The organism is Saccharopolyspora sp. NPDC050389 (genome assembly GCF_040655595.1).
Lineage (GTDB): Bacteria > Actinomycetota > Actinomycetes > Mycobacteriales > Pseudonocardiaceae > Saccharopolyspora.
Genome location: NZ_JBFAKG010000026.1, coordinates 1 through 22,601, shown reverse-complemented (window position 1 = coordinate 22,601; position 22,601 = coordinate 1). Strand labels below are relative to the sequence as shown.

The window sequence follows — 22,601 nt, the reverse complement described above, 5'->3', positions numbered from 1 at the left end:
CCGGGGGCCTTCGGGCTCACCGGCGAGTTCGGCTTCCAGCACGCTCACATCACGTTGTGGTGGCAGCTGGTCGGCGTCGCGGGCACTGTCGCGATAGCCGTCGTTTCCGCGCTGCTGCTGGTGTTCGTGCTGGGCGCGGTGATGAAGCTGAGGGTCACCGAAGAGGACGAGATCATCGGCGCGGACTCAGTGGAGTGGACACCCAGAGCGAAGCCGGATCCGCTGCCCACGCCCGCTGACCCGGCGGTGCGCACGGGCTGAGACGCGTGAGGGGCCGATCGACCACCAGGTCGATCGGCCCCTCACTCGTGCGCATGGCCTGCCCCAGGATGGTGCCGCTACCGGAGCTGCTGGATCTCGCTGCGTGCGACTCCCAGCGTCCAGCCCGACCAGGCGACCAGGCGTTCGGACTGGTCGAGGCCCAGTGCCTCGCCGCGCACGGCTGGCACCCGTTCCCCTGGCATCCACCGCGCCGAGTTGGCCGCCACGACCAGGCGTTCGTCGTTGAAGACAACCGCATCGGCCTCGAGCGCGCGCAACTGCTCCACGAGCAGGCCCTCCGCGGCATGGGCAGACACATCGATGCCCGCGACACCCGCGAACTGCGAACCGCAGTTGGCCGGAATGGTCAACGTCACCACGATGTGGTCCGAGCCCGAGTAGTCCAGATAGGGCCCGGTCAAGCACGATCCGCGTGTCGAACGAGCCCGCGAGTACCAGTCCATGCGCACGTAGTCGTAGGCGTCGACGTCCGAGGTGTCGAAATTGAGCCGCAGCCGCCTAGCCGCACCATCGCGTTTCTGCAGCCACAACATGTACCGCTCGCAGCCGTCGACCAATCCTGGCGCCGCGATGAACCCGGCGCCGATGATGGCTCTCGCGGACTGGACGAGCCGTTCCACCGAGGGCACCAGATCGTCAAGTGCGGCTTCCGAAAGGGCGGGGCTGTCGTCGCCGTCGTGAGGAGGTTCGGCGATCGCGGACACCGCCGCCGCCAGCTCCGCCACCGGGGCGCGCCAGCTCTCGAGGAGATCGTTCAGACGCTGCCGGACCCGGGCAACGCTCGCCCGACGGGTCTCGAGACCGCCTTCCCCGGTCACTGCGGGCTCCCGGTCGCATCGACGAGCGCGAAATGGCCCGAGGTCAGGCGCCGGAGGTTGTTGCGCACGTGCTGCTCGGCCAGGGAGCCGGCCTGAACGCCGTCCTCGGCCGAGATCGCCGCCGCGATGTCCCGGTGTTCGATAGCGATCTTCTTCAGCTCGCTGCCGGGCAGGTGGGATCCCCAGAGCATGCCGACCGTTTCGGCCTGCAGCGCCACCTCCCGCCGGGTCAGCCGTTCCGAACGCGTCGCGATCGCGATCTCGATGTGGAACCGGCTGTCGGCTTTGATCCGCGCCCCGCGGGTCTCCGCCGCGGCCAGCTGGTCGGCCAGTGACAGGATGCGCTCCACGTTTGAAGGAGACGACCGCTCGGCGGCCAGCCGGGCCGCCAGCCCCGCGATCGCGGTCTGCTCATCGGCGATGTCGCGCAACTCCGCCGAGGTGAGAGCCGCCAGCCGAGCCATGTCCGGTCCCTCATCGGGCTCCAGGGACCGCTTGACGAACGTGCCGCCCCAGCGGCCTCGTCGGGTCTCCACCAGCCCGCGGTCGCGCAGCTCCGCGATCGCTTCACGCAAGGTGACCGGGGAAACCCCGAATTGGGCTGCGAATTCCGACTCCGGGGGAAGCCTCTCCCCGTCGCGCAGCAGCCCCAGCTGGATGGCCTCGGTGATGCGGATCGCGATCTCGTCGGCGCGGCCGGCTGAGCCCAGTGGTGCGATCAGGGCTGTTCGCTCGCCGTCCAATCCGCCCCCTTGTTGCCTGCAGAGCCGCGTGTCAACCCTGACGAAACCCCCAATACACATAATACTGTAGGTTTGCCGTCGGGAGCGGCCGTGGACAGGGGTGTGACAAGGTCGACGCGACGGGGCCGGAATGAAACGGCGTTCTGCCTCATACGGCGAGGTCGCTGCGCGCCCATCGCGTCGCCGACGCGACTGGTGCCGCGGCGCTGAGCCGTTGGCAGAAGCCCGGCATGGCTCACCGAACAGGTACGACGTATCGATCGAGGACCTCCTGAGCGACACCTTTCCGGCAGGATGACACACGGGCTGGCCAGGGTGGCAGCGGATGGGTTCGTCGCGCGGCCACATCGTGATCCGATCGTCGACCCGACCACGGTCGGTCGGCTTTTCAGAAGTCACTGGCACCCACCATCCGCAGCGCGAACTCCGTGTGCTGCCACGCGACCTCGTTCTCCGTCGGCCCGGAGTCCTCGCGGAACCACACCGCCACCCCCATGCCGAGATCGAGGATCGCGTACGCCGCCAGGCGGGCCGAGCCAACGCGGAAATCGCCGGTCGAGATGCCATCTGCGATCAGGTCCTCGAAGCAATTGGCGTACTCCGCCCGGCGGCCGAGCACAACCACGCGGTAGGGCTCGACGAGGCTCCGCAGTTCTCTGTTGCCGACGAACGCCTCGCGGCGATGTCGCGCGTGATAGCGCGCGTGTGCGTCCACGGCTCGGCGCAACCGTTCGACGGGGGTACCGGCGTCGGCCACAGCCAGTCGATGTCTCTCGAGCAGTTGCTCCATGGTGTTGGTCGTGATCGTGGCCAGCAGCTCCTGCTTCGACGCGACGTGCTTGTACAAGCTGGCGCCGCGGATACCCACCGCGGCACCGATGTCTGCCATCGTGGTGGCCTCATAGCCGCGGCGAACGAACAGCTCGAGTGCGGCGTTCCGGATGTCCGCCGCCCGGCCTTTGCGTCCCCGGTCGGGCACACTACCTCCTCGGGCAATCGATCGATAGCCGCCAGTGTGACATGTCTGTCAGCGCACTTGTCCGTCAGTGTGACGGGGGTTGCCATGAAGGCTAACAGTCATTAGCCAATGGGTGACGATACTTACCGGCCGACCGCGGTCACCGCGGGCGAGCGCAGCCTGCGGGCCCGTATGTGGTCAACGCGGCGGGCGGCTGGGCCGGCGAGGTCGCCACTCTGGCCGGGCTGACCGTTCCGGTGGTGCACTTGCGGCGCAGTGTCTACGCCGCCGCACCGGGAGTCCTCTTATCCGACCTGCCCATGGCGATCGATCTCGGCTCGGGTGTCTACGTGCGCAGTGAGGGCGACCGGCTGCTGTTCGCGGCGGCCCGGCCGGATCAGGTCGACGGCTACGACATTTCCGTTGACTGGTCGTGGATGGAGTCGGTGCCGAAAACGGCTCGTCCGGTTCTCGTGGCTTGCCGAGCTGCCGCTGGACCGCGCCGCGTGCTGGGCGGGCACCTACGAGTACACCCCCGATCACGACGGAATCCTTGGCGCTGAGCCTGCCGCACCGACCTGGGTCAGTGCCTGCGGCTTCTCCAGCCACGGTCTCATGCAGGCACCGGAAATCGGCCGCCTGGTTGCGGAACAGATCGTGACCGGCGCGATCACGGTTCCTCGAAGCCGATCATTTCACCCTGGTCGGCGCGCACGTTTCGCTGCCGCCAAGCGCTGAACTGGTCGCCGAGGCGGCCAGCCTGCTCGACGGCGCGCAGCGGCCCGTCGTGCTGGCCGGTGGTGGGGTGGTGCGCTCCGGTGGACAGGCCGCCCTGGCGGAGCTGGCTGAGCGGCTGAGGGCTCCGGTGGTGTCGCGCTCAATGAGCAGGACTATTTCCGGCGCGTCGTGCTCAAAGAGCGTGATGTGCCGGGTGGGGCCAACATCGAGCTGATTTCCACGGCGGTGAGGTTCGCGCTCGACCATGGATGGAATGTGATCGTCGAGGGCATCATGCACGCCGAACGCTACGCAGACATGCTTCACAAGCTGCGTCGGGACCACCTTGGCAGAAGCGTGTTCTACTACTTCGACGTGACTTGGGACGAGACGCTGCGGCGCCATAAAACACGCCCTCAAGCTGAGGAATTCGGCGTCGACGAGATGCGAAAATGGTACCGCGCCGGGGATCAGCTTGGTTTTGCTGAGGAGCAGGACATTCCTCAGGGGTTCCACATTGGATGCGACCGTGCATCGAATCTTGCATGAGGCGTTCGGCGACGCGCCATGCGAATCAAAGGTCGGCTCACCAGTCCCGGGGGGCCGGCTGGAGCAGCCCTGACGACCGCAACCGACCTGATCCACTGCAACTTACCAACGCCTAGATCAAGCCCGCCGACCTTGTCAAACAACTCGGCGTGTGCGGCAATCGCAACTTGGACTTGGGCCTTCGCCGCGATCGCCTGCGGAGGATGATCAGGGCCTGGAGGTTGAACGCAAGCGCGAGCTGCCCAGCCGTATCGCCCCCAGGCGTTGATCAACCGGCTCGTGCAGCTCGGGTTCCGCGACGGCGGTCGTTTGGTCTAAATCGACACCTACTACAGCCGTCCCGATGTGGACTTCATGGAAACGGTACAGTGCCTGCGGGTTCGCGAACGAGACGGGTTCGCAGAGATCACCTACAAGCCGGCGTCGAATGCCGCCACGCACAACACGGCCGACATCATCACCAAGCCGGAAACCAACGTCTCGATCGGCGCTGACCAGGCGAAGCAGGCGAACCAGTTGCTTGCAGCGATCGGGATGGTGCAACTAGCCCGGGTCGCCAAGACGCGCATCGCGCTTCGGCACGCCACCACGACACCGTGGCCGTCGCGATCGACACGTTCGGCGGCGTCGGCTCATTCGTCGAAACCGAAGTGCTCACCGACGATGCGGCCGGCATCGACGAGCTGCTGGAGGAAAACCGAATATCTCTGTGGCTTCCACCAGCTTCCGATGGTGCACCTGCCGTATCGAGACCTCCCCGCCGGACCAGTGCAACAACTCGACGAACGCGACGACGATCTTGCCACCGCCCGTGCCACCAACCGCGAACTCATGGCCCTCAACACATCAACCCAGCCCCGCGATAACAGGTTCCAGCCCGCCCCTGCCGACTCGTGGCAACCCAACCCCCGAAGGAGGGCCAGCTGTAGTCAGTGTTACGGATCGTGTTCGAGTGCTCCTTGTGGGGTGTGCGTGAGTGCACATTCGTGAGTAGGTTCTTGAATATGGAGAACGGCGGACCCAGCCGCACGGCGCTCATCACCGCGTACGCCCGCGCCTATCACCAGATCGCTGACCGACCACCGATCTTCACCGACCCCCTGGCGGCACGTCTGCTCGGCGTCACCACAGAGGAACTGACCGAATTGGCCACGCCCGCAACCGATCACCTCGGTGCCGGGGCCAGCGATCAGCGCCGCCGCCTGTTCTTCGCCGCCCGCGCCCGCTTCGCCGAGGACGCAGTGGCCGCGGCCATCGCCGCTGGTGTACGGCAGGTCGTGATCCTCGGCGCGGGCCTAGACACCTTCGCCTATCGCAATCCGCGCCCGGACCTGCGTGTCTTCGAGGTCGACCACCCCGCCACCCAAGCGTGGAAACGCGAACGCCTTGCTACGGCCGGAATCGACCGCCCTGAGACGTTGACCTTCGTGCCGGTCGATTTCGAAACCCAGACGCTTGCAGCTGGATTGGAATCCGCCGGATTCAAACGGACGGACCCGGCCGTATTCGTGTGGCTCGGCGTCGTGTTCTATCTGACCCCGAACGCCGCCCACGCCACCCTCGAATACATCGCTGGTCAGGCCCAGCCGGTCGAGATGGTCTTCGACTACCTGGAGCCTGCGGCCACCGACGAGGACCGTGCACACCAGCGGGCACGTGCCGATCGGCTGGCCGGCGTCGGCGAACCCTTGTTCAGCTACTTCACACCCGACGACATCGCCGCACATCTGCGCGCGCTCGGGTTCACTTGCGTCGAAGATTGCTCCGCCCCGGACCTCATCGCCGGCTACCTCGACGGATCCGCAAGATTCGAGGGCGAACCGCCTGGCGCACTGCGCGCGATCCGCATACTGCGCGCGAGCCGCTGAAGATTGCCTGCCTCAACCAGATTGCTCGCGTTTTTCGACCCGGTGGCCTGGGCTGTTCGACGACCTCGACGAGGACTGAAGACCGGTCACCACGTGGTGATCTGCCACGGCCCGCGAATCCACAGCTGGATCTCGCGGTAGCCCGAGCTGCCGGCCCAGAACCGCCAGTCCCCGTAGGCCAACCACCGCTGCTCCGGCTCGGTGGGCAACAGCTCCTCGGACCGGGCGCGCAGCACGATCGGGATCCAGCCGTGCTCACCCGGGATCCCACCGTAGGGGCCATGCTCACGCACCTGGTCGAACTGGCCGAAGCGACCGGCGTCGACCTTTCCCGGTTCGTGGTGGTGCGCGCCGATCTCGGCCGGGTCGAATGGGAAGGAACTCGCGAGCTGGCGCAGGCCCAAGCCGCCGTGTACGGCCTGAGGTTCGAGGTCGTCGCTCGGCGCGAGGACCTGCTTGACCAGGTGCGGACACGGCGGGCCAACCCCGACCGCCAGGCGACCGAATTGGAGGCCCAAGGCCAGCACGAGAAGGCTGAGCGCAAGCGCAACACCCCTGCCTGGCCGTCCACCTCAGCTCGATACTGCTCAGTTATCTGCACCATGCGCGAGGCACGGCGGGGCGCTGAGGCTCCCAAGCCTCAGCGCGCCAGTCTCGGTCGAGAACAGCAGGAAGATCCTCAAACCGGTCTCGATCCTCGCGAGTGTCTACAGTGCTTCGAGTGGGCGAGGACCAGGAGAACTCGTCGATCTCGATGTGAATCTCGGCGACACCGAGACGATCTACGTCAAGCACGTCTACGAACGCCATCGAGGCGTCGGGACCCGCCGGAGCTCGGGCTCGCAGCATTCCCGGCGGACGCGGCCAGCTGCCGCTAAACGTCGTAGTACAGCTCGAACTCGTACGGGTTCGGGCGCAGTCGCAGGGGGTCGATCTCGTGCTCCCGTTTGAAGGCGATCCAGGTCTCGATCACGTCCGGGGTGAAGACGTCGCCGCGCAGCAGGAAATCCTGGTCGGCCACGAGGCTTTCCAGCACCGCGTCCAGCGAGGACGGAACCTGGACGACATCGGCGGCCTCCTCCGGAGGTAGCTCGTAGAGGTCCTTGTCAATGGGGTCGGGCGGCTCGATCTTGTTCGCGACGCCGTCCAGGCCGGCGAGCATCATCGCCGCGAAGGCCAGGTACGGGTTCCCGGAGGAGTCCGGGCAGCGGAACTCGATGCGCTTGGCTTTCGGGCTGGCGCCCGTCACCGGGATGCGGATGCAGGCCGAGCGGTTGCGCTGGGAGTAGACCAGGTTCACCGGCGCCTCGAAGCCGGGCACCATGCGGTGGTACGAGTTCACCGTAGGGTTGGTGAACGCCAGCAGGCTCGGCGCGTGGTGCAGGATGCCGCCGATGTAGTGCCGCGCGAGATCGGAGAGCCCTGCGTAGCCCGTCTCGTCGTAGAACAGCGGCTTTCCGTTCTTCCACAACGACTGGTGGGTGTGCATGCCGGAACCGTTGTCACCGAACAGCGGCTTGGGCATGAACGTGGCCGTCTTGCCGTGCCGCCACGCGGTGTTCTTCACGATGTACTTGTAGAGCTGCAGGTCGTCCGCGGCGTGCAGCAGCGTGTTGAACCTGTAGTTGATCTCGGCCTGGCCCGCGGTGCCGACCTCGTGGTGGGCCTTCTCCACGGTGAAACCCGCATCGATCAGGTTTAGCACGATCTCGTCGCGCAGGTCCGCCAGGTGGTCGGTGGGCGGGACCGGGAAGTACCCCGCCTTGTACTTGATCTTGTAACCCTGGTTGCCCCCGTCCTCGGCGCGGCCGGTGTTCCACCAGCCCTCGACGGCGTCGATCTCGTGGAACGAGGTGTTCTCCGCATTCGCGAACCGCACCGAGTCGAAGAGGTAGAACTCGGCTTCCGGCCCGAAGTAGGCCAGGTCGGCGATGCCGGAGTCGGCGAGGTACTGCTCTGCTTTGCGCGCGATGTTGCGCGGGTCGCGGCAGTAGGGCTGCAGCGTGAACGGATCGTGCACGAAGCAGTTGAGGCTCAACGTCTTCTTGGCGCGGAACGGGTCCAGTCGAGCGGTGTAGGGGTCGGGCAACAGGAGCATGTCCGACTCGTGGATCGCCTGGAATCCGCGCACCGACGACCCGTCGAAGGCGATGCCTTCGTCGAAGATCTCGGCGGAGAACGGCTTGGCGGGCACGGCGAAGTGCTGCATGATGCCCGGCAGATCGCAGAACCGGACATCGATGAACTTCACGCCCTCATCGGAGATGAACCGCAGGACCTCCTGCGGGTTGTCGAACATCGCTACCTCCGAATCTCTTGATCTGGCTTCAGGAAGCGAGCGCACGGCGCAGGAACTGCCCGGTGTAGCTGGTCTCGTCGTCGGCGACCGCTTCGGGAGTGCCCGTGGCGACCACCCGACCGCCGGCCGATCCGGCCTCGGGCCCCAGGTCGATGATCCAGTCGGCGGTCTTGACGACCTCGATGTTGTGCTCGATGACGATCACCGTGTTGCCGACTTCCACCAGCCGTTGCAGCACGTCGAGCAGCTTGTGGACGTCATCGAAGTGCAGTCCCGTGGTGGGCTCGTCCAGGATGTACGCGGTGCCCCCGTTCGAACGCCGGGTGAGCTCCGTGGCGAGCTTCACCCGCTGCGCCTCGCCACCGGACAACGTCGGCGCGGGCTGCCCCAGTCGCACGTACCCCATACCGACGTCGACCAGCGTGCGCAGGCGGCGGGCGATGCCCGGCAACGCCCCGAAGAACTCCAGCGCCTGTTCGATGGGCATGTCCAGGACCTCCGCGATCGTCTTCCCCTTGTAGCGCACGTCCAGGGTTTCGCGGTTGTAGCGGGCCCCGCCGCACTGCTCGCACGGCACGTACACGTCGGGGAGGAACTGCATCTCGATCCGGATGGTTCCGGCGCCGGCACATGCTTCGCAGCGTCCGCCCCGCACGTTGAAGGAGAACCGCCCCGGCCGGTAGCCGCGGACCTTGGCCGTGGTGGTGGCGGCGAACAGGCTGCGGATGGGATCGAACGCCCCGGTGTAGGTGGCGGGGTTGGAACGCGGCGTGCGGCCGATCGGCGACTGGTCGACGTGGACGACCTTGTCGATGCTGTCGATTCCGGTGATGGAGCCGTGTTTTCCGGGCACCGCGCGGGCGCCGTGCAGCTTCCGGACCAGTCCGTTGTAGAGGATGTCGTTGACCAAAGTGGACTTCCCCGAGCCGGAAACCCCGGTCACGGCGATCATGCAGCCCAGCGGGAAGGACACGTCGATGCTGCGCAGGTTGTGCTCGCGCGCCGCATGGACCGTCAGGACGCGCTTCAGGTCGACCGCACGTCGCACGGCCGGCACCGGGATCTTGCGGCGACCCGTCAGGTATTCGGCGGTCAGCGACTTCTGGTTGGCCAGCAAGGTGTCCAGCGGACCGCTGTGCACGATCGTCCCGCCGTGCTCACCCGCGCCGGGACCGATGTCCACGACCCAGTCGGCGGCGCGGATGGTGTCCTCGTCGTGTTCGACGACGATCAGCGTGTTTCCCAGATCCCGCAGCCGGGTCAGCGTCGCGAGCAGGCGGTGGTTGTCCCGCGGGTGCAGGCCGATCGAAGGTTCGTCCAGCACGTAGAGGACCCCGGCCAGCCCGGAGCCGATCTGCGTGGCCAAGCGGATCCGCTGGGCCTCTCCTCCGGCGAGCGTGCCCGCCGGGCGATCCAGCGACAGGTAGTCCAGCCCGACATCGAGCAGGAAACCCAGGCGCGCCTGGGTTTCCGAGAGCACCCGGCCTGCGATCGCGCGTTCGCGGCGGCCGAGCACCAGGCCGCGCAGGAACTCGGCGCAGCCCGCCACCGACATCGCGGACACCTCGGCGATCGAGCGCTTCCCCAGCGTCTTGTGCTCCAGCGTGACGGCGAGGATTTCCGGTTTCAAGCGGGTGCCCGCGCACTCCGGGCAGGGCACTTCCCGCAGGTAACCCTCGTACCGCTGGCGCACGTAGTCCGACTCGGTCTGCTCCAAGCGGCGCTCCAGGAACGGAATCACTCCTTCGAAGCGGGCGTAGTAGGACCGCCGTCGGCCGTAGCGGTTGCGGTACTGCACGTGGATCTGGTCGTCGGAGCCGTAGAGCACCGCCTTCTGGACCCTCGCGGGCAGCCGCCGCCACGGGGTGTCCATCGAGAAGCCCCGGGCGTCGGCCAAGGAGCTCAGCAGGCGCTGGAAGTACTCGCTGGTCTGACCGCCCTGCCACGGCGCCACGGCACCATCCGCCAGCGACAACTCGGGATTCGCGATCACCAGTTCCGGGTCGACCTCGCGGTGCACCCCGATCCCGGTGCACACCGGACATGCGCCGTACGGGGAGTTGAAGGAGAAGGACCGCGGCTCGAACTCCTGCACGCCGATGGGGTGGCCGCGGGAACACGCGAGGTTCTGCGAGAACGACCACTGCCGGTCCCGCGACCGCGGCGGTTGGTCGACGAACTCTACGATCACGACCCCGTCCGCCAACCCCAGGGCTGCCTCCACCGACTCCGTCAAGCGCTGCCTCACCCCCGGTTTGACCACGAGCCGGTCGATGACCACTTCGATGGAGTGCTGCTCCTGCTTCTTCAGCTTCGGCACGTCGTCGAGGTGGCGCACCTCGCCGTCCACCGACACCCGCGCATACCCCTGCGAATGCAAGCGGGCGAACAGTTCCGCGTACTCCCCCTTGCGCCCGCGCACCACCGGCGCCAGCACCTGGAACCGGGTGCGCTCGGGCAGGGCCAGCACCTGGTCGACGATCTGTTGCGGGGTCTGCCTGCTGATCCGCTCGCCGCAGACCGGGCAGTGCGGCTCGCCCACGCGGGCGTACAGCAGCCGCAGGTAGTCGTAGACCTCGGTGACGGTGCCCACCGTCGACCGCGGGTTGTGGCTGGTGGCCTTCTGATCGATCGACACCGCGGGCGAGAGACCTTCGATGACTTCCACGTCCGGCTTGTCCATCTGGCCCAGGAACTGGCGCGCGTACGCCGACAGTGACTCCACATATCGGCGCTGGCCTTCCGCGAAGATCGTGTCGAACGCCAGGGAGGACTTCCCGGAACCGGACAGACCCGTGAACACGATCAAACTGTCCCGAGGCAGGTCGACACCCACGCCGCGCAAGTTGTGCTCACGCGCGCCACGCACGACCAAGCGGTCAGCCACGGCTCAAGATCCAGCCCACGTCAGGACAACACAGCCAGTTTGGCACAGGACCGCGCCGTGGCGCACCGCAGCGGCAGGCCTCGGCCCTCCGGCAAAGCCCCTGGCCCACCCAGGCCCGAGTGTCCAGTTGGCTCCGCCAATCATCGCCCTCGTGGACGGCCGTCTCGTTCACCGGGGCCAGCGCGGAGGTCACCTCGTCCAGCAGCACGATGGACGCGTCCTTCAGCAGCGCTCGCGCGATCGAGATGCGCTGGCGCTCGCCACCCGGCAGCAGTGCACCGCCCTCGCCGACGTTCGTCGCCCATCCGCTGGGCAGCCGCTCGATCACGTCGTCCAGTCGCGCCGCGGTCGCTGCCGCCGCACCGCGGCGTCGTCGGCGTCGGGACGGCCGAGGCGCCCGTTCTCCTCGATGGTGCCGTCGAAGAGGTAGACGTCCTGGAAGACGATGGCGATCTGCGCCATCAACACCTCGGTGTCGATCGCGCGCACATCGACACCGCCCACGCGCATCACGCCCGCATCGACGTCGTAGAACCGCGCGAGCAGCCGCAGCAATGTGCTCTTACCCGCACCCGAGGGCCCTACGACAGCAAGCCGCTGCCCCGCAGGTACCGACAACGACAGGTCGTCGATCACGGTGCGGGTGCCGTGCCGGAACCGCGTAGACCGCGACCGCGGCGCCGAACGCGATCAGCCACGGCCAAGCGTCGCCGGGAGGCACCAGCAGTGCGTAGGACAAGCCCTCGATGACCGGACCAGCGCCACCGCCAGCGCGACCGGTGCCAGCGTGATCAGCGTCAGCCGCCAGTCGATGGTGAGCAGGTAGATCAGCGACACCAGCGGGACGACGACCGCGCCTGCGATCACGGCGGTCCGGACGTGACCGTGATCAATGAGGCCGGGCGACAGCTGAGCACGACCTTATTCGACGACCGCCAACAGCTTTCTGTGGCACCGGCCGCATGGTCGTTCCTCAGCGTGCCCAGTCGGGTGCCCAAACGTCACTGCCGGCTCGCGTTTGGTGTCGGGCCTGGAGGTAGTCGAGGAGGTCGGCGAGCGCGGGGTGGGTGTTGGCGGCGCGCCAGATCACGGAGAGAGGGTAGACCGGGGTCGGGTTGGTGATCGGGATTCGTCGCAGGTCATAGCTTTCTGGCCAGAGGTACCGCGACCCTTCGCCAATGAATGTAGCGAGTTGGTTGGATTCTGCGATCTCGGCCAGGAGCGCCTCGTACCCGAAGCTCGGCCCGATGGTGTCGATGGTGAGTCCGAAGGTCTTGGCGAGGTCCGCGTAGTAGCCCACTGGCTCGGGATCGACCATGCCGGGCATCCAGATGGGGTGGGCGGTGAGGTTGTCCAGGGTCACGGCCTTGGCCTTGCCCAACGGGTGTCGGGGTCCCACCAACAGTTCGTGACGGTCATCGATCACGCGTGCGGCCCGTAGTCCGTCGGGGACCATGAGACGGGTTTCCCGGAGCGACCTGAACGTGGCGTCGATGGTGCCGGCCGTGACCTCAGCCAGTGCGGCTTCGGCGTTCGCATTGACCAGCGCAACGACGTCGAGATCGATGCCAGGGTGCTGTTGGTAGAAGTCGCGCAGAATGTTGCCTGGCGCGATCCTGCGGCTGACCACGTCGATGCGAAGTGCACGGCGTCCTGGGGCCACTGCGGCTGTCGCACGTTCGGCGGCGCGAAGAAGCTCGCGCGCATGTGGCAGGAATGCTTGCCCATCGACGGTCAGGCTGACGCCGCGGGCCGTTCGTGTGAAGAGCCGAACGCTGAGCTCCCTTTCTAGTGCTGCGATTCGCTTCGAGGCGGCTTGCTGGGTGATCCCTAGCTCGTCGGCGGTGGCCTGGAACTGGCCGTTCTCGGCGATGGCGGTGAAGGTGCGTACGGCGTTGAGGTCCACGAGATCGAACCTACGTGAACAACCACAGGTTGTGGCTCGCCGAGCGATGAGTTGTTGGCGTCTCGGCCATGCACTCGGTTTCGATCACCCAAGTGACAACACGGGGTTGTTCGTCTGGGAGCGATGGGTGGGGCGAGTGACAGTGATGCGGCGAGGGGTGCAGCTGGGTCGGGAGTTCGGGTGGCTCTGGGTCGCCTACCTGGTCAGCGCGTGCGGCACGGGGCTGGCGTTCGGGGCGTTCTCGATCGTGGCGATCGAGGTACTCGATGCGAGTTCGGCGCAGGTGGCGGCACTGTCAGCGTGCGGGCTGGCGTTCGGGGCGCTATTGGCGGTCCCGCTGGGGCCGTGGATGGAGACCCGCGCGAAGCGGCCCGTCATGATCGGCATGGGTCTGATCAGGTTCGCTGCTCTGGCATCCGTCCCGGTGGCCTACCTGCTGGGCGTGTTGTCCTTCTCCCAACTGCTGGTGGTCTCGATCGTCACGGCGGCGGCGAAGATCGCGTTCGGTGCCGCCAGCGGCGCCTACCTGTGGAGCATCGTGGCACCTGATCGGCTCGTGGTGGCCAACAGCCGTTTCGAGTCTGTCACCTGGTCGACCACGATCATCGGGCCACCGGCGGGCGGCGTCCTGATCGGGCTCTTCGGGCCGATGATCACCCTCGCCGTCGATGCGGCCAGCTACCTCCTCTCAGCACTCGGCATCGCCGCGATCCGCACGCCCGAGCAGCCCCCGACCTCCGCGATGACGAACACGCGACAGAGCCGTTGGAGCGACCTCGTCGAGGGCTGGCGCTACATCCTCACCCGCCCCACGCTGCGGCGACTCTTCCTCAACGCGCTGCTGGTCAACGGTCTGATCATGGCCGCCGAACCGCCGCTGGCGGTGCTGATGCTCGGCCAGCTGGGCTTCTCGGCCTGGGAATACGGACTGGCGTTCGCCATCCCATGCGTCGGTGGCTTGATCGGGGCACGACTCGCCCCTCGTGTCGTTTCCCGCTACGGCGAACGATGGGTTCTTCGCGTCATCGGCGCGTTGCGGGCCTGCTGGCCGCTGGGGCTCGCTTTCATTCAGCCGGGTATGACCGGGCTGGTGATCGTGATGGCCACGGAAGCCGCGTTGATCTTGTGCTGCGGCCTCTTCAACCCGGTACTCGCGGCCTATCGCTTGAAGAACACCGACGCCGGATGTCAGGCCAGGATGCTCACCGTCTGGTCGATCAGCAGCACGACCAGCATCGCCGCGCTCACCCTGGCCTGGGGCCTCATCGCCCAACTGACCAGCCCACGAGAAGCCATCGCTCTGGCTGGAGTGCTACTCCTCGGCACGCCGTACCTGTTGCTGCGTCGCTCCCGCATGTCAGAACCCGCCAGCCCTGCTCCTTCCGGCGAAGATGCGGTTCCCGCCAGCGAGAAGGCGTGCGCATGACCCATGACGGCATCGTTTTCGACCGGTGCGTCCGAGTTATCGAGTACGCCGCCAGGATCAACAACGTCGCCGAGGCGTGCCGTGTGTTCGGCATCTCTGGCAAGACCTACTACGAATGGGTTCAGAAGGCCGAGCAGTACGGCCTGTCGCGTTGCTGCCCAAGAAACGCAGGAAGGCCGCACCAACCCAACGCCGTGAGGAGATCTGCGTGGAGGGCGATGTGTGTCCGCGGGTCTCGTCTCGTTCGGTTCTTGGACGGGGCTGGGCAGTCTCGTGACGGGGGAGAAGAGCGGCCGCGTCGTGGCCCGCAACGGCCAACTCTCGAACTAGCTCGCGCAAGGCGCATCCGAGGGAGTGCCGGCTGCCGCGACGGGGCCGTTGCCGGAGCCTCAGGACCAGTGAGTCTTGCGGGATTTCTCCAGTCCGCAATCTCGCGCCCGTTGTTCTCCGCAAAGACACCGAATCGCAGGCTGGACCCACCACGCCAACCCCGTCGCTGAGGTGCTTCGACGCCGTGGAAGGCCGCCACTCACCCTGCGACGCCGATCGTGCCGTCCGCAGTCACCAGCCAACCACCGACGACGACCTGAAGCGGCGAGGCCTGGACCTCCCGCTCGGCCGGGCCGGTGGGCGTCTCGCCCTCCGCACCGCCGGCGACGTCTTCCCGTGCACTCGCCGCGTTCTCGGAGCCATTCGCGGGCTGCGCCTGCCAAGCAGGGTCGATCAGGAACACCAACCGATCCTCGCCGGCGGGCTGGTCATCAGGCCGGTCGAAACCTTCCCGTCGACAACCCTCGTCGAAACACTCTTCCACGACACCTCCAGTCAGGTCCACAAGAGACATTAACCGGCGAAGGCCGGTAAATCACAGGACAAACCGGTTCGGCGTGCTGGGCAGTATGGGTCACGCCCTCACGCGCCCCGGTGTCGACCCGACTCTGACGCACCCACCGGCGCACCGTCTCCGCGGTCCGGACCCCCAACAGCTCCGCAACCTTCTCGATCGCGGGCGCACGCATGATCGCCGACCGGGTCCCTGGTCTGTCGGATCGGGAATGAATTCCCGCACTCCGAGGGCAGTCCGGGCCACCAGCTATGGAAGGGGTGGCTCAGTCGACCTACCCTGGACGCCTGCACGGCGTTCACCTACTCGCAGCGTTCCAACGGTCTCAACCGGCGCGATGCCGAAGCAGGAATTGATCAACTATTGCGCTCGGGCATGCCGATCATTCAAGGAGGCAGACATGACTGTCATCGGCCATGGAATTATCGCCCCCCGACCACCCACATCGTTTCACCGACGCCCTTGACCGGGTGTTCTTCCACATGGGTTCGGCCCTCGACGACGTTCAGGCGCGCAAGATCGCCGCCTACCTGGCTGACGGAAGACACTTGCCCGCGGCGGAAGCAATGGCCTCCATCGCAGTAGCCAAGCAGCGACCAATGTCAAGCGAAGACCGCAGCATCCTCCGCACGGTAGTTGAAGCATACAACGGCGATCTGACCCAAATCAGACGCATGGAATCACAAGTCGTCACCGGCACCCCGCCATCACGGTCAAAGCCCCATCTCCTCCGCCTGACTTGACTCCAAACCAGGCACAAAGCAATGGAACCCCCTGCCGAGCACAAGAAGCCTCCGTCCGAGAGGATAGGAGTCGCAGAAGGCGATCCAGTTGAGAACTTCCTGCCGTGGCTCGGGTTCACTGGCCCATGAGCGCGGCGCGCCTGCGGCGCGGGCCTTCTCGTAGTCCAGCAGCGAGCTGTAGTTCCCAGCGCTGCGCAGCAGTTCCTGCCGCCGCACCATCTCGCCTTGCAGGGCGTCCTGCATGCGCGTGACCAGTGGCGCCTCATCGGCCAGATTGGTGATCACCGCCGAGGTGTGCGGCAGGCCGTCCAGGCCCAGGAACGTCGCGCCACCCTTGAAGTCCACCAGCACGAAGTTGAGGATCTCCGAGGAGTGCGTGATCGCCAGCGCGACCACGAGGGTGCGCAGCAGTTCGCTCTTGCCGGAACCGGTGGCGCCGATCAGCAGACCGTGCGGGCACATGCCGCCCTGCGCGGACTCCTTGATGTCGAGCTCGGTCCTGGTGCCGTTCTCGGCGATCCCGATCGGCACCCGCAGCCGGTCCGACGCCGACATGCGGGCCCAGACCTTCGCCGCGTCGAGCTGGTCCATCTCACCGACTTCCAGCAGCGCGCCGAGGTCGAAGTCGGTGACCATCGGCTCGACGATGTCGTTGGTGGCGCTGAGCCGGAAGGGCGCGAGGGTGCGGGCGAGCGCTTCGGCCTTGCGGACGGACAGGCCGTCCGGGCGGCCCAGCTCGGTGCGGACCTCGGCGCCCGAGCGGTTGAGCCGGATCATCTCCAGCCGGTCGGCGTCGACCTCCAGACGCAGCGTGGTGGGCTGCGCTGGACCCGCCACGTCCAGGTTGACCACCGTGGCGTTGCGGTAGCCGGCGCCGGCCAGGCGGGACTCGGTGGGGGCTGCGACCCCGTCGAGGACGATCAGCACGAACGGTTCGTCCCTGGTCGGGCTCGCACCGGCCTCGCACCGGCCGCGATCGTTGAGCTCGGCGCCCAGCAGCGCCTCCAGCGCCGCGATCGAATCGGTGAGCATGCGAACCTGGCCGGCGCCGTCCTGCTCGCTGCCGTGCTGGGCGTGCGGCAGCCACTTCACCCAGTCCCATTCCTCCGCCCGGTCGGGGCTCGCGCACACCGCGACGCGCAGATCGTCGGGGGAGTGGAAGGTGACCAGCTGGGCGATCATCGCGCGGGTCAGCTCGCGCGCAGCTTCGCCGTCGCCGCGCATCTGCACCTGCGCGAAACCGCGCAGGAACAACGCGGTCGGCAGATCGTCCACTGTGGTGTATGCGCGGATGAAGCGGCGAAGTGCGCGTGCCGACAGCGGTTCCAGGTCCTCCACGGGCTTGGACTGCACCGGGGTGATCTTCATGGCCAGCCGCTGCCCGGACAGCCCGATGCGGATCTCGGCGAAGTCGGCGTGCGAAACGCGACGCTCCCACAATCGCGGCGCATCGCCACCGACCACAACCCCGCCGGGTCGGGATGCCGCCAGGCCAGTGCCTTGCGCTGCTCGGCGGCCACCGTGCGCACCTGTTTGCGGACCTGCCCGAGATAGCGCATGTAGTCGCGGCGTTCGCCGCGCAGCCGCCGCTTGCGCTCGCCGACGGACCGGCCGAGCTGCCCGAAACCCATGGCCAGCATGCTCACCGCCATGAGCGCGACCACGACGATGCCGATGCCACCGCGGTTGCCCATGAACATCAGCATCATGGCGCCCGAACCCAGCGCCATCGGCAGGTAGAGCAGCATTCCGCCGATTCCGCCGCTGACCTGCTCGGGTATGACGGGCGGCTCCTGCAGCGACAGTTCCCCACCGGGCATCTCCGGTGGCTTCTGCCGCGCCGGCACTTCGGTCCAGATCATCGTGATCGACCCGCTGACCGCCAAGGAGTCCGCTGCCGCGGGTTTGGCGCTGTAAAGCCGCAACCGCGGCGACCGGCCCGTCCGTGCCGTTGTCTACACCCACAGCCACGCCGACCACTTCGGCGGCGTGCTCGGCGTCACCACCCGAGAGCCCGGCGCGAGCCAAGACGCTGTGGGCGAACGGTTGGATCGCCACCATCCAGGGCGATGTCGCCCCTGCACTGCGGATGCTGGCTGAAGGGCGTGACCTGGCGCGCCGCATGGGAGAGGAATCCGAACTGGCCTCCGCGCTGTGCGTGTCCGGCTACGCCGAGCACATGCGCGACAACCAGCGGCGTGCGGTGGCGTACTTGGAAGAAGCCCTGGAACTGGAGAAGACCCGCGGCCGACCTAGCGCGGTCACCGTGGTGAGCCGCCCCATCCTGGCCAACACCATGTTGCTCCTCGGCGACAGCCGGCGAGCTCGTCTTCTCTGCGAGGAGTGTCTGGCGATGCGTGAGGAGTACCGCGTGCGCTTCAGGAAAGCGAGCATCCAGTCGCCTGAGCGCTACAGCTCGTCAGGGCACAGAGGGGCGTTCGGCCGGCTTGAAGAACGCCCCGGGCCTTTCTGCCGGACAGTAGCCGGCCCCAGGTTTCCTTGTCCTGCTTGGCCTTCCACAGGCCCGGGCTGACCGGGGTGGTGGAACCGTGGCTGAACGCGAGCATCTGGTTCGCCCAGCTGCCAACGGTTTCCGAGCCGAGCACGAGGTCGAGGCCTTCGGGCAGTTCCCGCATTCGTGCCAGCCTGTTGGCGCGGTCCTGTGCCTGGGTCATCGGATGGCCTGGGCTGTGGTCGCGGAACACCTCCCCGGTCGCGTCGACGTCGAGGAAGTAGCTGTGCCCGCCGTTGGCGGTCATGGAGTCGATGCGGCTGGCGAGGTAGTGGTGCTGGGGTTCGGCGTCGGCCAGTGCCTGGGAACTCAGATAGCAGGCAGCCCTGCCTCCGAAACCAGTCTCCGGTTCGCAGTTTTCGTCGTGGACGCACGCCTGCGGCCAGACGGGTCGGGCCACTGTGCGACGGGAGTGTCGGCAGTGGCGGGATCTTGGGCGTTGCCCCAGCTGTTGTAAGGGCCGACGAGGTATCCGGCCGCGTTGGCCGCCTCGGTGGCTTCGCGGGCTCATGGGGCTTCCGTCGGCGTCGTAGCCGAGCCACATCTTGCCGATGCCGAGGTCTTGCAGCTGTTTGATGGCTCCGGTGCTGCGGCCGTCGCCCCAGAGGTAGGCGTGGAACGCGCCGATCAGCTTGCCGACTTCGGGGTTTTCGCGGATCTTCTGGTCGAGGCTGCTCAGCCGGTCATGCTCGATCAGCCAGCGGCGGTAGTCGTTGGCCGGGGCGACCGGAGCGCCGTCGGTGAGGGCGAATGCGACGGTGTAGTCGCTGGTGGCGTTGCCTCGGATGAAATCGTGCGTGACGTCAGTACGCAGACGGCCACCTTCGGACACGAACCGCAGCGACGTGTCGAGGTCGGTCGGATCACGTAGCTCGCGCCGCGCCTGCCGATCGTGTGGCCCCAGAACGGCATGGTGAGGTCTTTGAGGTCGACGCGCTCCTGGGTGAGCTCGGCATCCCGCGAGTTCCAGGACGGGTCGCCCACCGGCACGTTCAGCCCCTCGCCGCGCGGGAACTGCACAGCGCTGCTCGCCGGATCCGTTCCGGTGATCGGCCAGGTCAGGGGGCTGTCGCCGTCGGAGTGCAGGTCGACGACCACCCGCCCGCCGCGCGCTGTGGCCGAGGCCGTCAGGCCGCGCTCGGGATAGGACCAGGTCGCCCCAGGACGCCCCGTTGGTGCGTTCCTGTTGGACAGGTCGGCGATCCTGGTGGGCGGAAACGTCGCCGGCGCATAGGGGGTTTCGCGATGCAAGGCCACCTGGGGGTGTAGGTGCATGCGCAACCTTCCGGAAAGGGGATGGATCGCGTCGGCTACGACGCGTTCATCTCGTACAACCACGATGCCGACGCGCAAGAGGTCGGCAGCTTCTTCGGCAGTGTAGAGGAACGCGGCCTGATTTACGGGGCTGGTAGCATGCTTCGCCTGTTTTCCTGACGCGGTGCTCTCTTGCGAGTCCTCGGTCGCAATGTTGCTGGAGTCGCGCTGTTGCAGCGGGGCGAACAGTATTTGCGGTGCTGGGCTTGGCTGCTGGTGGCTGTGAAGGTGCCTGCACACGCTGGGCGCGCATAGCGGGGGCGCCACATCGCTGCCCCTTTGGGCGTCCGCTGAGGTATGTCGAGGCAGTTTTCCTTGGATGCGGCGAGCCCGGGAGTGGCGAGGCGGCTACCGTCGTCTCGTCGTGTGTCGCCAGCATCCGTCTTTGGTGCTGTGGTGGGCGAGGAGGCTTTGTGCGGCCGGTGTCGGATGACGCGTCTGTGTTCATCTTTCGTCTGTGGCAGCGCGCGTGGGACCGCACGGAGTGGCTGCCGCGATCACGGCTGCTGGTGCACGTGGCCGGCGGGGGGATCGCGGTGCTGGAGCAGCTGTCCTGGGGTACGGAGGACGGTGCGCAGTCCGCAGTCGGCTTCTCTCCGGATATGGCGTGGTGTTACGGCCATCGCCGCACCGCCGACGGTGGTGTGGTGGAGATGCGGGGCGAACTCGACGGCCAGCGAGACTACTCGGAGGGCGCTGACGGTGCTCGTGGGTACGAGTTCGACACGGAGGTCGAGGACGCTGGTGGTGGGCATCCGGCGGGACGGCTACGGTTGCTGATCGACGACGGTGGCGAGGCGCCCCTGCGGTGGGTGGCCTGGCGTGACCGGTTAGGAAACGCCTATTCGGTCGCCTTGCGTTCGGAAAGTCCTTCTGGCAAAGCAGATGTCACCGACCTGGTGGCCGTCATGTGGACCAGTGCCGAGCATCCCGACGCGGGTGAGGTCGCCGCGAACCTCGCAGAAGGACCGACCAGCAAATGGTTCGCACCAAACAACCGTGCGTCCCTTGAATTCCAGCTGTCCCAGCCGGTCGCGGTTGATCGGTACGTTCTCACCTCCGCCGATGACGCCCCTGATCGTGACCCGGCGGCATGGACACTGTTCGGCTCAACCGACGGGAACCTGTGGCGGACCCTCGACACCCGCACCGGCCAGTCGTTCGCCGACCGGCACCAGTCCAGGACGTACCGGATCCCCGGGCCAGGATCCTATGACCACTACCGCCTCGACATCACCGACAACAACGGCGCCCCGGACCTGCAACTCGAAGCCGTCCGGTTCTTCGCCGACGGCAGCGGTTTCATCGGCTACCGCCAAGGCGCAGGCCACGCCCCCATCGCCTACCGGGGCACCCGCATAGTGCGGCAGTCGACGGATGTGCCGACCGCGCCGTTGCCCGGAAAGTTGCCCGACAGGTGCATGCGCCGACTGGAGGAGTTCCACCCGCTTCCTGCTGAGGCGGAGTTGGTGTCGCCTTCGGGCACCCGCCTCCCACGCGCGGTTCCGCCCGCCGCCCTCGAGATACTGCTCAACGCCGCTTCCACCCCGATCGTGCGCACAGACTTCTCTGACGACCAAGCCTGGGAGACCGCCAGGCGCGACATCACCACGCAGCGCGAGTACCACGATGGCGACGTCGTCCTCGACGTCACACTGGTCGACCGGCCCGAGTTCGAAGGCTGGACAGGCGAAGAACTCGCCACACTGCTGCCACGCACCACTCAGGTGCGGGTCTTGGTTGCCGACGCGGTCACACTCGCCTCCCCAGAACACCCCGTGCTCGTCATGGAGGTCGCACGGGAACAACCACGGTTCTTTCGCGCCACCCCGAATGCCCTGGTAGACGTCGAAATCCAACTCTCGATCGACAACATGGGCTGGGAAGACTTCAGCGACTCCGTCGACCCCGACGGTGTATTCCGGACTTCTACCACGGGCCAGATTCCCCCCGTTACCTAATGGGTATTGAACGGTCCGCGGCGATAGTTGCTCGGCGACAACTGCCGGAACACAAGCTGGTGAAGATGCTGGGCACTGTGGTCGATCCGTGCAAGCCACGAGGGGTGCGGCCGGAGTTCATCGCATCGTACAAAGCGCCGTGCCCACGCCGGTGCTCCGGCGCCAACGACAGCCCCACCAAAGACCGGACCGGGCCGTCGGTACACAACACCGCCTCGCCCAGCTCGAACAACGCATCCGCCCGAGCGGTCAGGCACTCGTAGAACTCCTGGCGGAACCTGACCAACTCCCCGAACGCACCCTCACGATCGCCATCGTGCGCACTACCCATCGCAGCCCTTGGATCGATCTTCTTTCTGTGTTGAGAAGAATGTTCAATCAAGGGCTGCGTTCGTGATCAACTGAGCGTTTTTCATCTTGGCTGGTGACCGCAGCCGCGACAGCCAACGGACCATATCCCGAAAGCAGTCGCGTGCGCCGCAGGCGCATAGCCCACCTACGCAGCTCGCACCGCCGCGGGTTCTCAGCGTTCGCCTGGCGAGGACGGCCCTGACGCCGTGTATTGGCATACAAAAGTCAGGGCACCCACAGCCAGGCGGGCGCTGAGGTTCCGCCACCTGCACCGCCACGCACAACGAGGATGGAAAAACCTCACTGGTGTCAACGGCGGCCGAATGTGGGCTCTGGCACGGTTTCCGTGATGGACCCGGGCGTTGCCCGCTGGCCACATAGTTGATCATGTACTCGGTGTGCTGATCTTGGAGTGCTCGGGGT

General features: G+C 66.8%; 23 protein-coding genes and 3 pseudogenes. 12 read left to right on the top strand and 14 right to left on the bottom strand.

The features are described 5' to 3' along the window. Positions 1-45: 45 nt before the first annotated feature. A pseudogene (locus AB0I53_RS18745) lies at positions 46-261 on the top strand (hypothetical protein); the annotation flags it as partial. Positions 262-338: 77 nt separating this feature from the next. Here AB0I53_RS18745 and AB0I53_RS18740 read toward each other — a convergent pair. The 3 genes from AB0I53_RS18740 to AB0I53_RS18730 all read right to left on the bottom strand — a co-directional run bounded on the left by AB0I53_RS18740 (position 339) and on the right by AB0I53_RS18730 (position 2,822). Then, positions 339-1,100 carry a cache domain-containing protein gene (locus AB0I53_RS18740; protein WP_358604065.1) on the bottom strand — a complete coding sequence of 254 codons (762 nt, stop codon included), beginning with the start codon at positions 1,098-1,100 and terminating at the stop codon, positions 339-341. Next, the gene (locus AB0I53_RS18735) at positions 1,097-1,843 is read right to left on the bottom strand and encodes a GntR family transcriptional regulator (RefSeq protein ID WP_358604062.1); all 747 of its coding nucleotides are present in this window, start codon (positions 1,841-1,843) and stop codon (positions 1,097-1,099) included. The genes AB0I53_RS18740 and AB0I53_RS18735 overlap by 4 nt, the downstream gene beginning before the upstream one ends. Before the next feature lie 388 nt (positions 1,844-2,231). Then, a complete protein-coding gene (locus AB0I53_RS18730; RefSeq protein ID WP_358604058.1) occupies positions 2,232-2,822 on the bottom strand; it encodes a TetR/AcrR family transcriptional regulator in 591 nt (196 codons plus the stop codon). A gap of 173 nt (positions 2,823-2,995) precedes the next feature. On the opposite strand from AB0I53_RS18730, the gene AB0I53_RS18725 reads away from it, so the two are divergent. The 6 genes from AB0I53_RS18725 (at position 2,996) to AB0I53_RS18700 (ending at position 5,935) form a co-directional block, all read left to right on the top strand. Beyond that, entirely contained in the window at positions 2,996-3,364 is a 369-nt protein-coding gene (locus tag AB0I53_RS18725; RefSeq protein WP_358604055.1) for an FAD-dependent oxidoreductase, read from the top strand. Continuing rightward, positions 3,288-3,539 (top strand): FAD-dependent oxidoreductase, encoded by a 252-nt coding sequence (locus tag AB0I53_RS18720; protein ID WP_358604271.1) that lies wholly within the window; start codon positions 3,288-3,290, stop codon positions 3,537-3,539. Before AB0I53_RS18725 ends, AB0I53_RS18720 begins: the two co-directional genes overlap by 77 nt. A gap of 49 nt (positions 3,540-3,588) precedes the next feature. Then, positions 3,589-3,753, top strand: a complete 165-nt coding sequence (locus AB0I53_RS18715; RefSeq protein WP_358604052.1) for a hypothetical protein — start codon at positions 3,589-3,591, stop codon at positions 3,751-3,753. Next, positions 3,708-4,067, top strand: a complete 360-nt coding sequence (locus AB0I53_RS18710; RefSeq protein WP_358604049.1) for a hypothetical protein — start codon at positions 3,708-3,710, stop codon at positions 4,065-4,067. Before AB0I53_RS18715 ends, AB0I53_RS18710 begins: the two co-directional genes overlap by 46 nt. Positions 4,068-4,421: 354 nt before the next feature. Next, the gene (locus AB0I53_RS18705; protein ID WP_358604046.1) at positions 4,422-5,057 is read left to right on the top strand and encodes a hypothetical protein; all 636 of its coding nucleotides are present in this window, start codon (positions 4,422-4,424) and stop codon (positions 5,055-5,057) included. A 14-nt stretch (positions 5,058-5,071) separates the two neighbouring features. Further along, a complete protein-coding gene (locus AB0I53_RS18700; protein WP_358604043.1) occupies positions 5,072-5,935 on the top strand; it encodes a class I SAM-dependent methyltransferase in 864 nt (287 codons plus the stop codon). Positions 5,936-6,021: 86 nt separating this feature from the next. Here AB0I53_RS18700 and AB0I53_RS18695 read toward each other — a convergent pair whose 3' ends face one another. The 6 genes and pseudogenes from AB0I53_RS18695 to AB0I53_RS18670 all read right to left on the bottom strand — a co-directional run bounded on the left by AB0I53_RS18695 (position 6,022) and on the right by AB0I53_RS18670 (position 13,027). Then, positions 6,022-6,453 carry a hypothetical protein gene (locus AB0I53_RS18695; protein ID WP_358604040.1) on the bottom strand — a complete coding sequence of 144 codons (432 nt, stop codon included), beginning with the start codon at positions 6,451-6,453 and terminating at the stop codon, positions 6,022-6,024. A 356-nt stretch (positions 6,454-6,809) separates the two neighbouring features. Beyond that, complete coding sequence (gene glnA, locus AB0I53_RS18690; protein ID WP_358604038.1) at positions 6,810-8,234, bottom strand: type I glutamate--ammonia ligase; 1,425 nt, start codon at positions 8,232-8,234, stop codon at positions 6,810-6,812. Positions 8,235-8,262: 28 nt separating this feature from the next. Beyond that, positions 8,263-11,121, bottom strand: coding sequence for an excinuclease ABC subunit UvrA (gene uvrA, locus AB0I53_RS18685; RefSeq protein WP_358604034.1), 2,859 nt, complete (start codon positions 11,119-11,121; stop codon positions 8,263-8,265). A 145-nt stretch (positions 11,122-11,266) separates the two neighbouring features. After that, positions 11,267-11,763 (bottom strand): annotated as a pseudogene (locus AB0I53_RS18680) (ATP-binding cassette domain-containing protein); the annotation flags it as partial. 48 nt (positions 11,764-11,811) lie between these two features. Next, positions 11,812-11,988 carry a hypothetical protein gene (locus tag AB0I53_RS18675; protein WP_358604031.1) on the bottom strand — a complete coding sequence of 59 codons (177 nt, stop codon included), beginning with the start codon at positions 11,986-11,988 and terminating at the stop codon, positions 11,812-11,814. Between the two features lie 106 nt (positions 11,989-12,094). Next, positions 12,095-13,027 (bottom strand): LysR family transcriptional regulator, encoded by a 933-nt coding sequence (locus AB0I53_RS18670; RefSeq protein ID WP_358604028.1) that lies wholly within the window; start codon positions 13,025-13,027, stop codon positions 12,095-12,097. 127 nt (positions 13,028-13,154) lie between these two features. Between AB0I53_RS18670 and AB0I53_RS18665 the strand changes: the two genes are divergently transcribed. Beyond that, positions 13,155-14,453 carry an MFS transporter gene (locus AB0I53_RS18665; protein ID WP_358604025.1) on the top strand — a complete coding sequence of 433 codons (1,299 nt, stop codon included), beginning with the start codon at positions 13,155-13,157 and terminating at the stop codon, positions 14,451-14,453. Next, positions 14,450-14,953 (top strand): helix-turn-helix domain-containing protein, encoded by a 504-nt coding sequence (locus tag AB0I53_RS18660; protein WP_358604022.1) that lies wholly within the window; start codon positions 14,450-14,452, stop codon positions 14,951-14,953. Before AB0I53_RS18665 ends, AB0I53_RS18660 begins: the two co-directional genes overlap by 4 nt. 29 nt (positions 14,954-14,982) lie before the next feature. Here AB0I53_RS18660 and AB0I53_RS18655 read toward each other — a convergent pair whose 3' ends face one another. The 3 genes from AB0I53_RS18655 to AB0I53_RS18645 form a co-directional block, all read right to left on the bottom strand. Then, positions 14,983-15,186 carry a hypothetical protein gene (locus AB0I53_RS18655; RefSeq protein WP_358604019.1) on the bottom strand — a complete coding sequence of 68 codons (204 nt, stop codon included), beginning with the start codon at positions 15,184-15,186 and terminating at the stop codon, positions 14,983-14,985. An 824-nt stretch (positions 15,187-16,010) separates the two neighbouring features. After that, the gene (eccCa, locus tag AB0I53_RS18650; RefSeq protein WP_358604016.1) at positions 16,011-17,480 is read right to left on the bottom strand and encodes a type VII secretion protein EccCa; all 1,470 of its coding nucleotides are present in this window, start codon (positions 17,478-17,480) and stop codon (positions 16,011-16,013) included. Then, positions 17,405-17,902: a hypothetical protein gene (locus AB0I53_RS18645; RefSeq protein ID WP_358604013.1), complete on the bottom strand. Its 498-nt coding sequence runs from the start codon at positions 17,900-17,902 to the stop codon at positions 17,405-17,407. Before AB0I53_RS18645 ends, eccCa begins: the two co-directional genes overlap by 76 nt. Positions 17,903-17,975: 73 nt before the next feature. On the opposite strand from AB0I53_RS18645, the pseudogene AB0I53_RS18640 reads away from it, so the two are divergent. Beyond that, positions 17,976-18,140: pseudogene (locus AB0I53_RS18640) on the top strand (MBL fold metallo-hydrolase); the annotation flags it as partial. Between the two features lie 278 nt (positions 18,141-18,418). On the opposite strand, the gene AB0I53_RS18635 reads toward AB0I53_RS18640, so the two are convergent. Continuing rightward, positions 18,419-19,384, bottom strand: a complete 966-nt coding sequence (locus AB0I53_RS18635) for a glycoside hydrolase (protein ID WP_358604010.1) — start codon at positions 19,382-19,384, stop codon at positions 18,419-18,421. A 464-nt stretch (positions 19,385-19,848) separates the two neighbouring features. Here AB0I53_RS18635 and AB0I53_RS18630 point away from each other — a divergent pair, with 464 nt between their 5' ends. Both AB0I53_RS18630 and AB0I53_RS18625 read left to right on the top strand, forming a co-directional pair. After that, positions 19,849-19,986 (top strand): hypothetical protein, encoded by a 138-nt coding sequence (locus tag AB0I53_RS18630; protein ID WP_358604009.1) that lies wholly within the window; start codon positions 19,849-19,851, stop codon positions 19,984-19,986. 302 nt (positions 19,987-20,288) lie between these two features. Next, complete coding sequence (locus AB0I53_RS18625; protein ID WP_358604007.1) at positions 20,289-21,827, top strand: hypothetical protein; 1,539 nt, start codon at positions 20,289-20,291, stop codon at positions 21,825-21,827. On the opposite strand, the gene AB0I53_RS18620 is transcribed toward AB0I53_RS18625, so the two are convergent. Beyond that, positions 21,820-22,158 (bottom strand): transposase, encoded by a 339-nt coding sequence (locus AB0I53_RS18620; RefSeq protein WP_358604268.1) that lies wholly within the window; start codon positions 22,156-22,158, stop codon positions 21,820-21,822. The genes AB0I53_RS18625 and AB0I53_RS18620 overlap by 8 nt on opposite strands. Between the last annotated feature and the right edge of the window lie 443 nt (positions 22,159-22,601).

What these genes read in the sequence shown, in the direction of transcription:
- AB0I53_RS18705 (WP_358604046.1), top strand. Translation starts at nt 4,422, where the DNA reads ATGGAAACGGTACAGTGCCTGCGGGTTCGCGAACGAGACGGGTTCGCA.
- AB0I53_RS18700 (WP_358604043.1), top strand. Translation starts at nt 5,072, where the DNA reads ATGGAGAACGGCGGACCCAGCCGCACGGCGCTCATCACCGCGTACGCC.
- glnA (WP_358604038.1), bottom strand. Translation starts at nt 8,234, where the DNA reads ATGTTCGACAACCCGCAGGAGGTCCTGCGGTTCATCTCCGATGAGGGC.
- AB0I53_RS18660 (WP_358604022.1), top strand. Translation starts at nt 14,450, where the DNA reads ATGACCCATGACGGCATCGTTTTCGACCGGTGCGTCCGAGTTATCGAG.
- AB0I53_RS18645 (WP_358604013.1), bottom strand. Translation starts at nt 17,902, where the DNA reads ATGATCTGGACCGAAGTGCCGGCGCGGCAGAAGCCACCGGAGATGCCC.
- AB0I53_RS18630 (WP_358604009.1), top strand. Translation starts at nt 19,849, where the DNA reads ATGGATCGCGTCGGCTACGACGCGTTCATCTCGTACAACCACGATGCC.
- AB0I53_RS18620 (WP_358604268.1), bottom strand. Translation starts at nt 22,158, where the DNA reads ATGGGTAGTGCGCACGATGGCGATCGTGAGGGTGCGTTCGGGGAGTTG.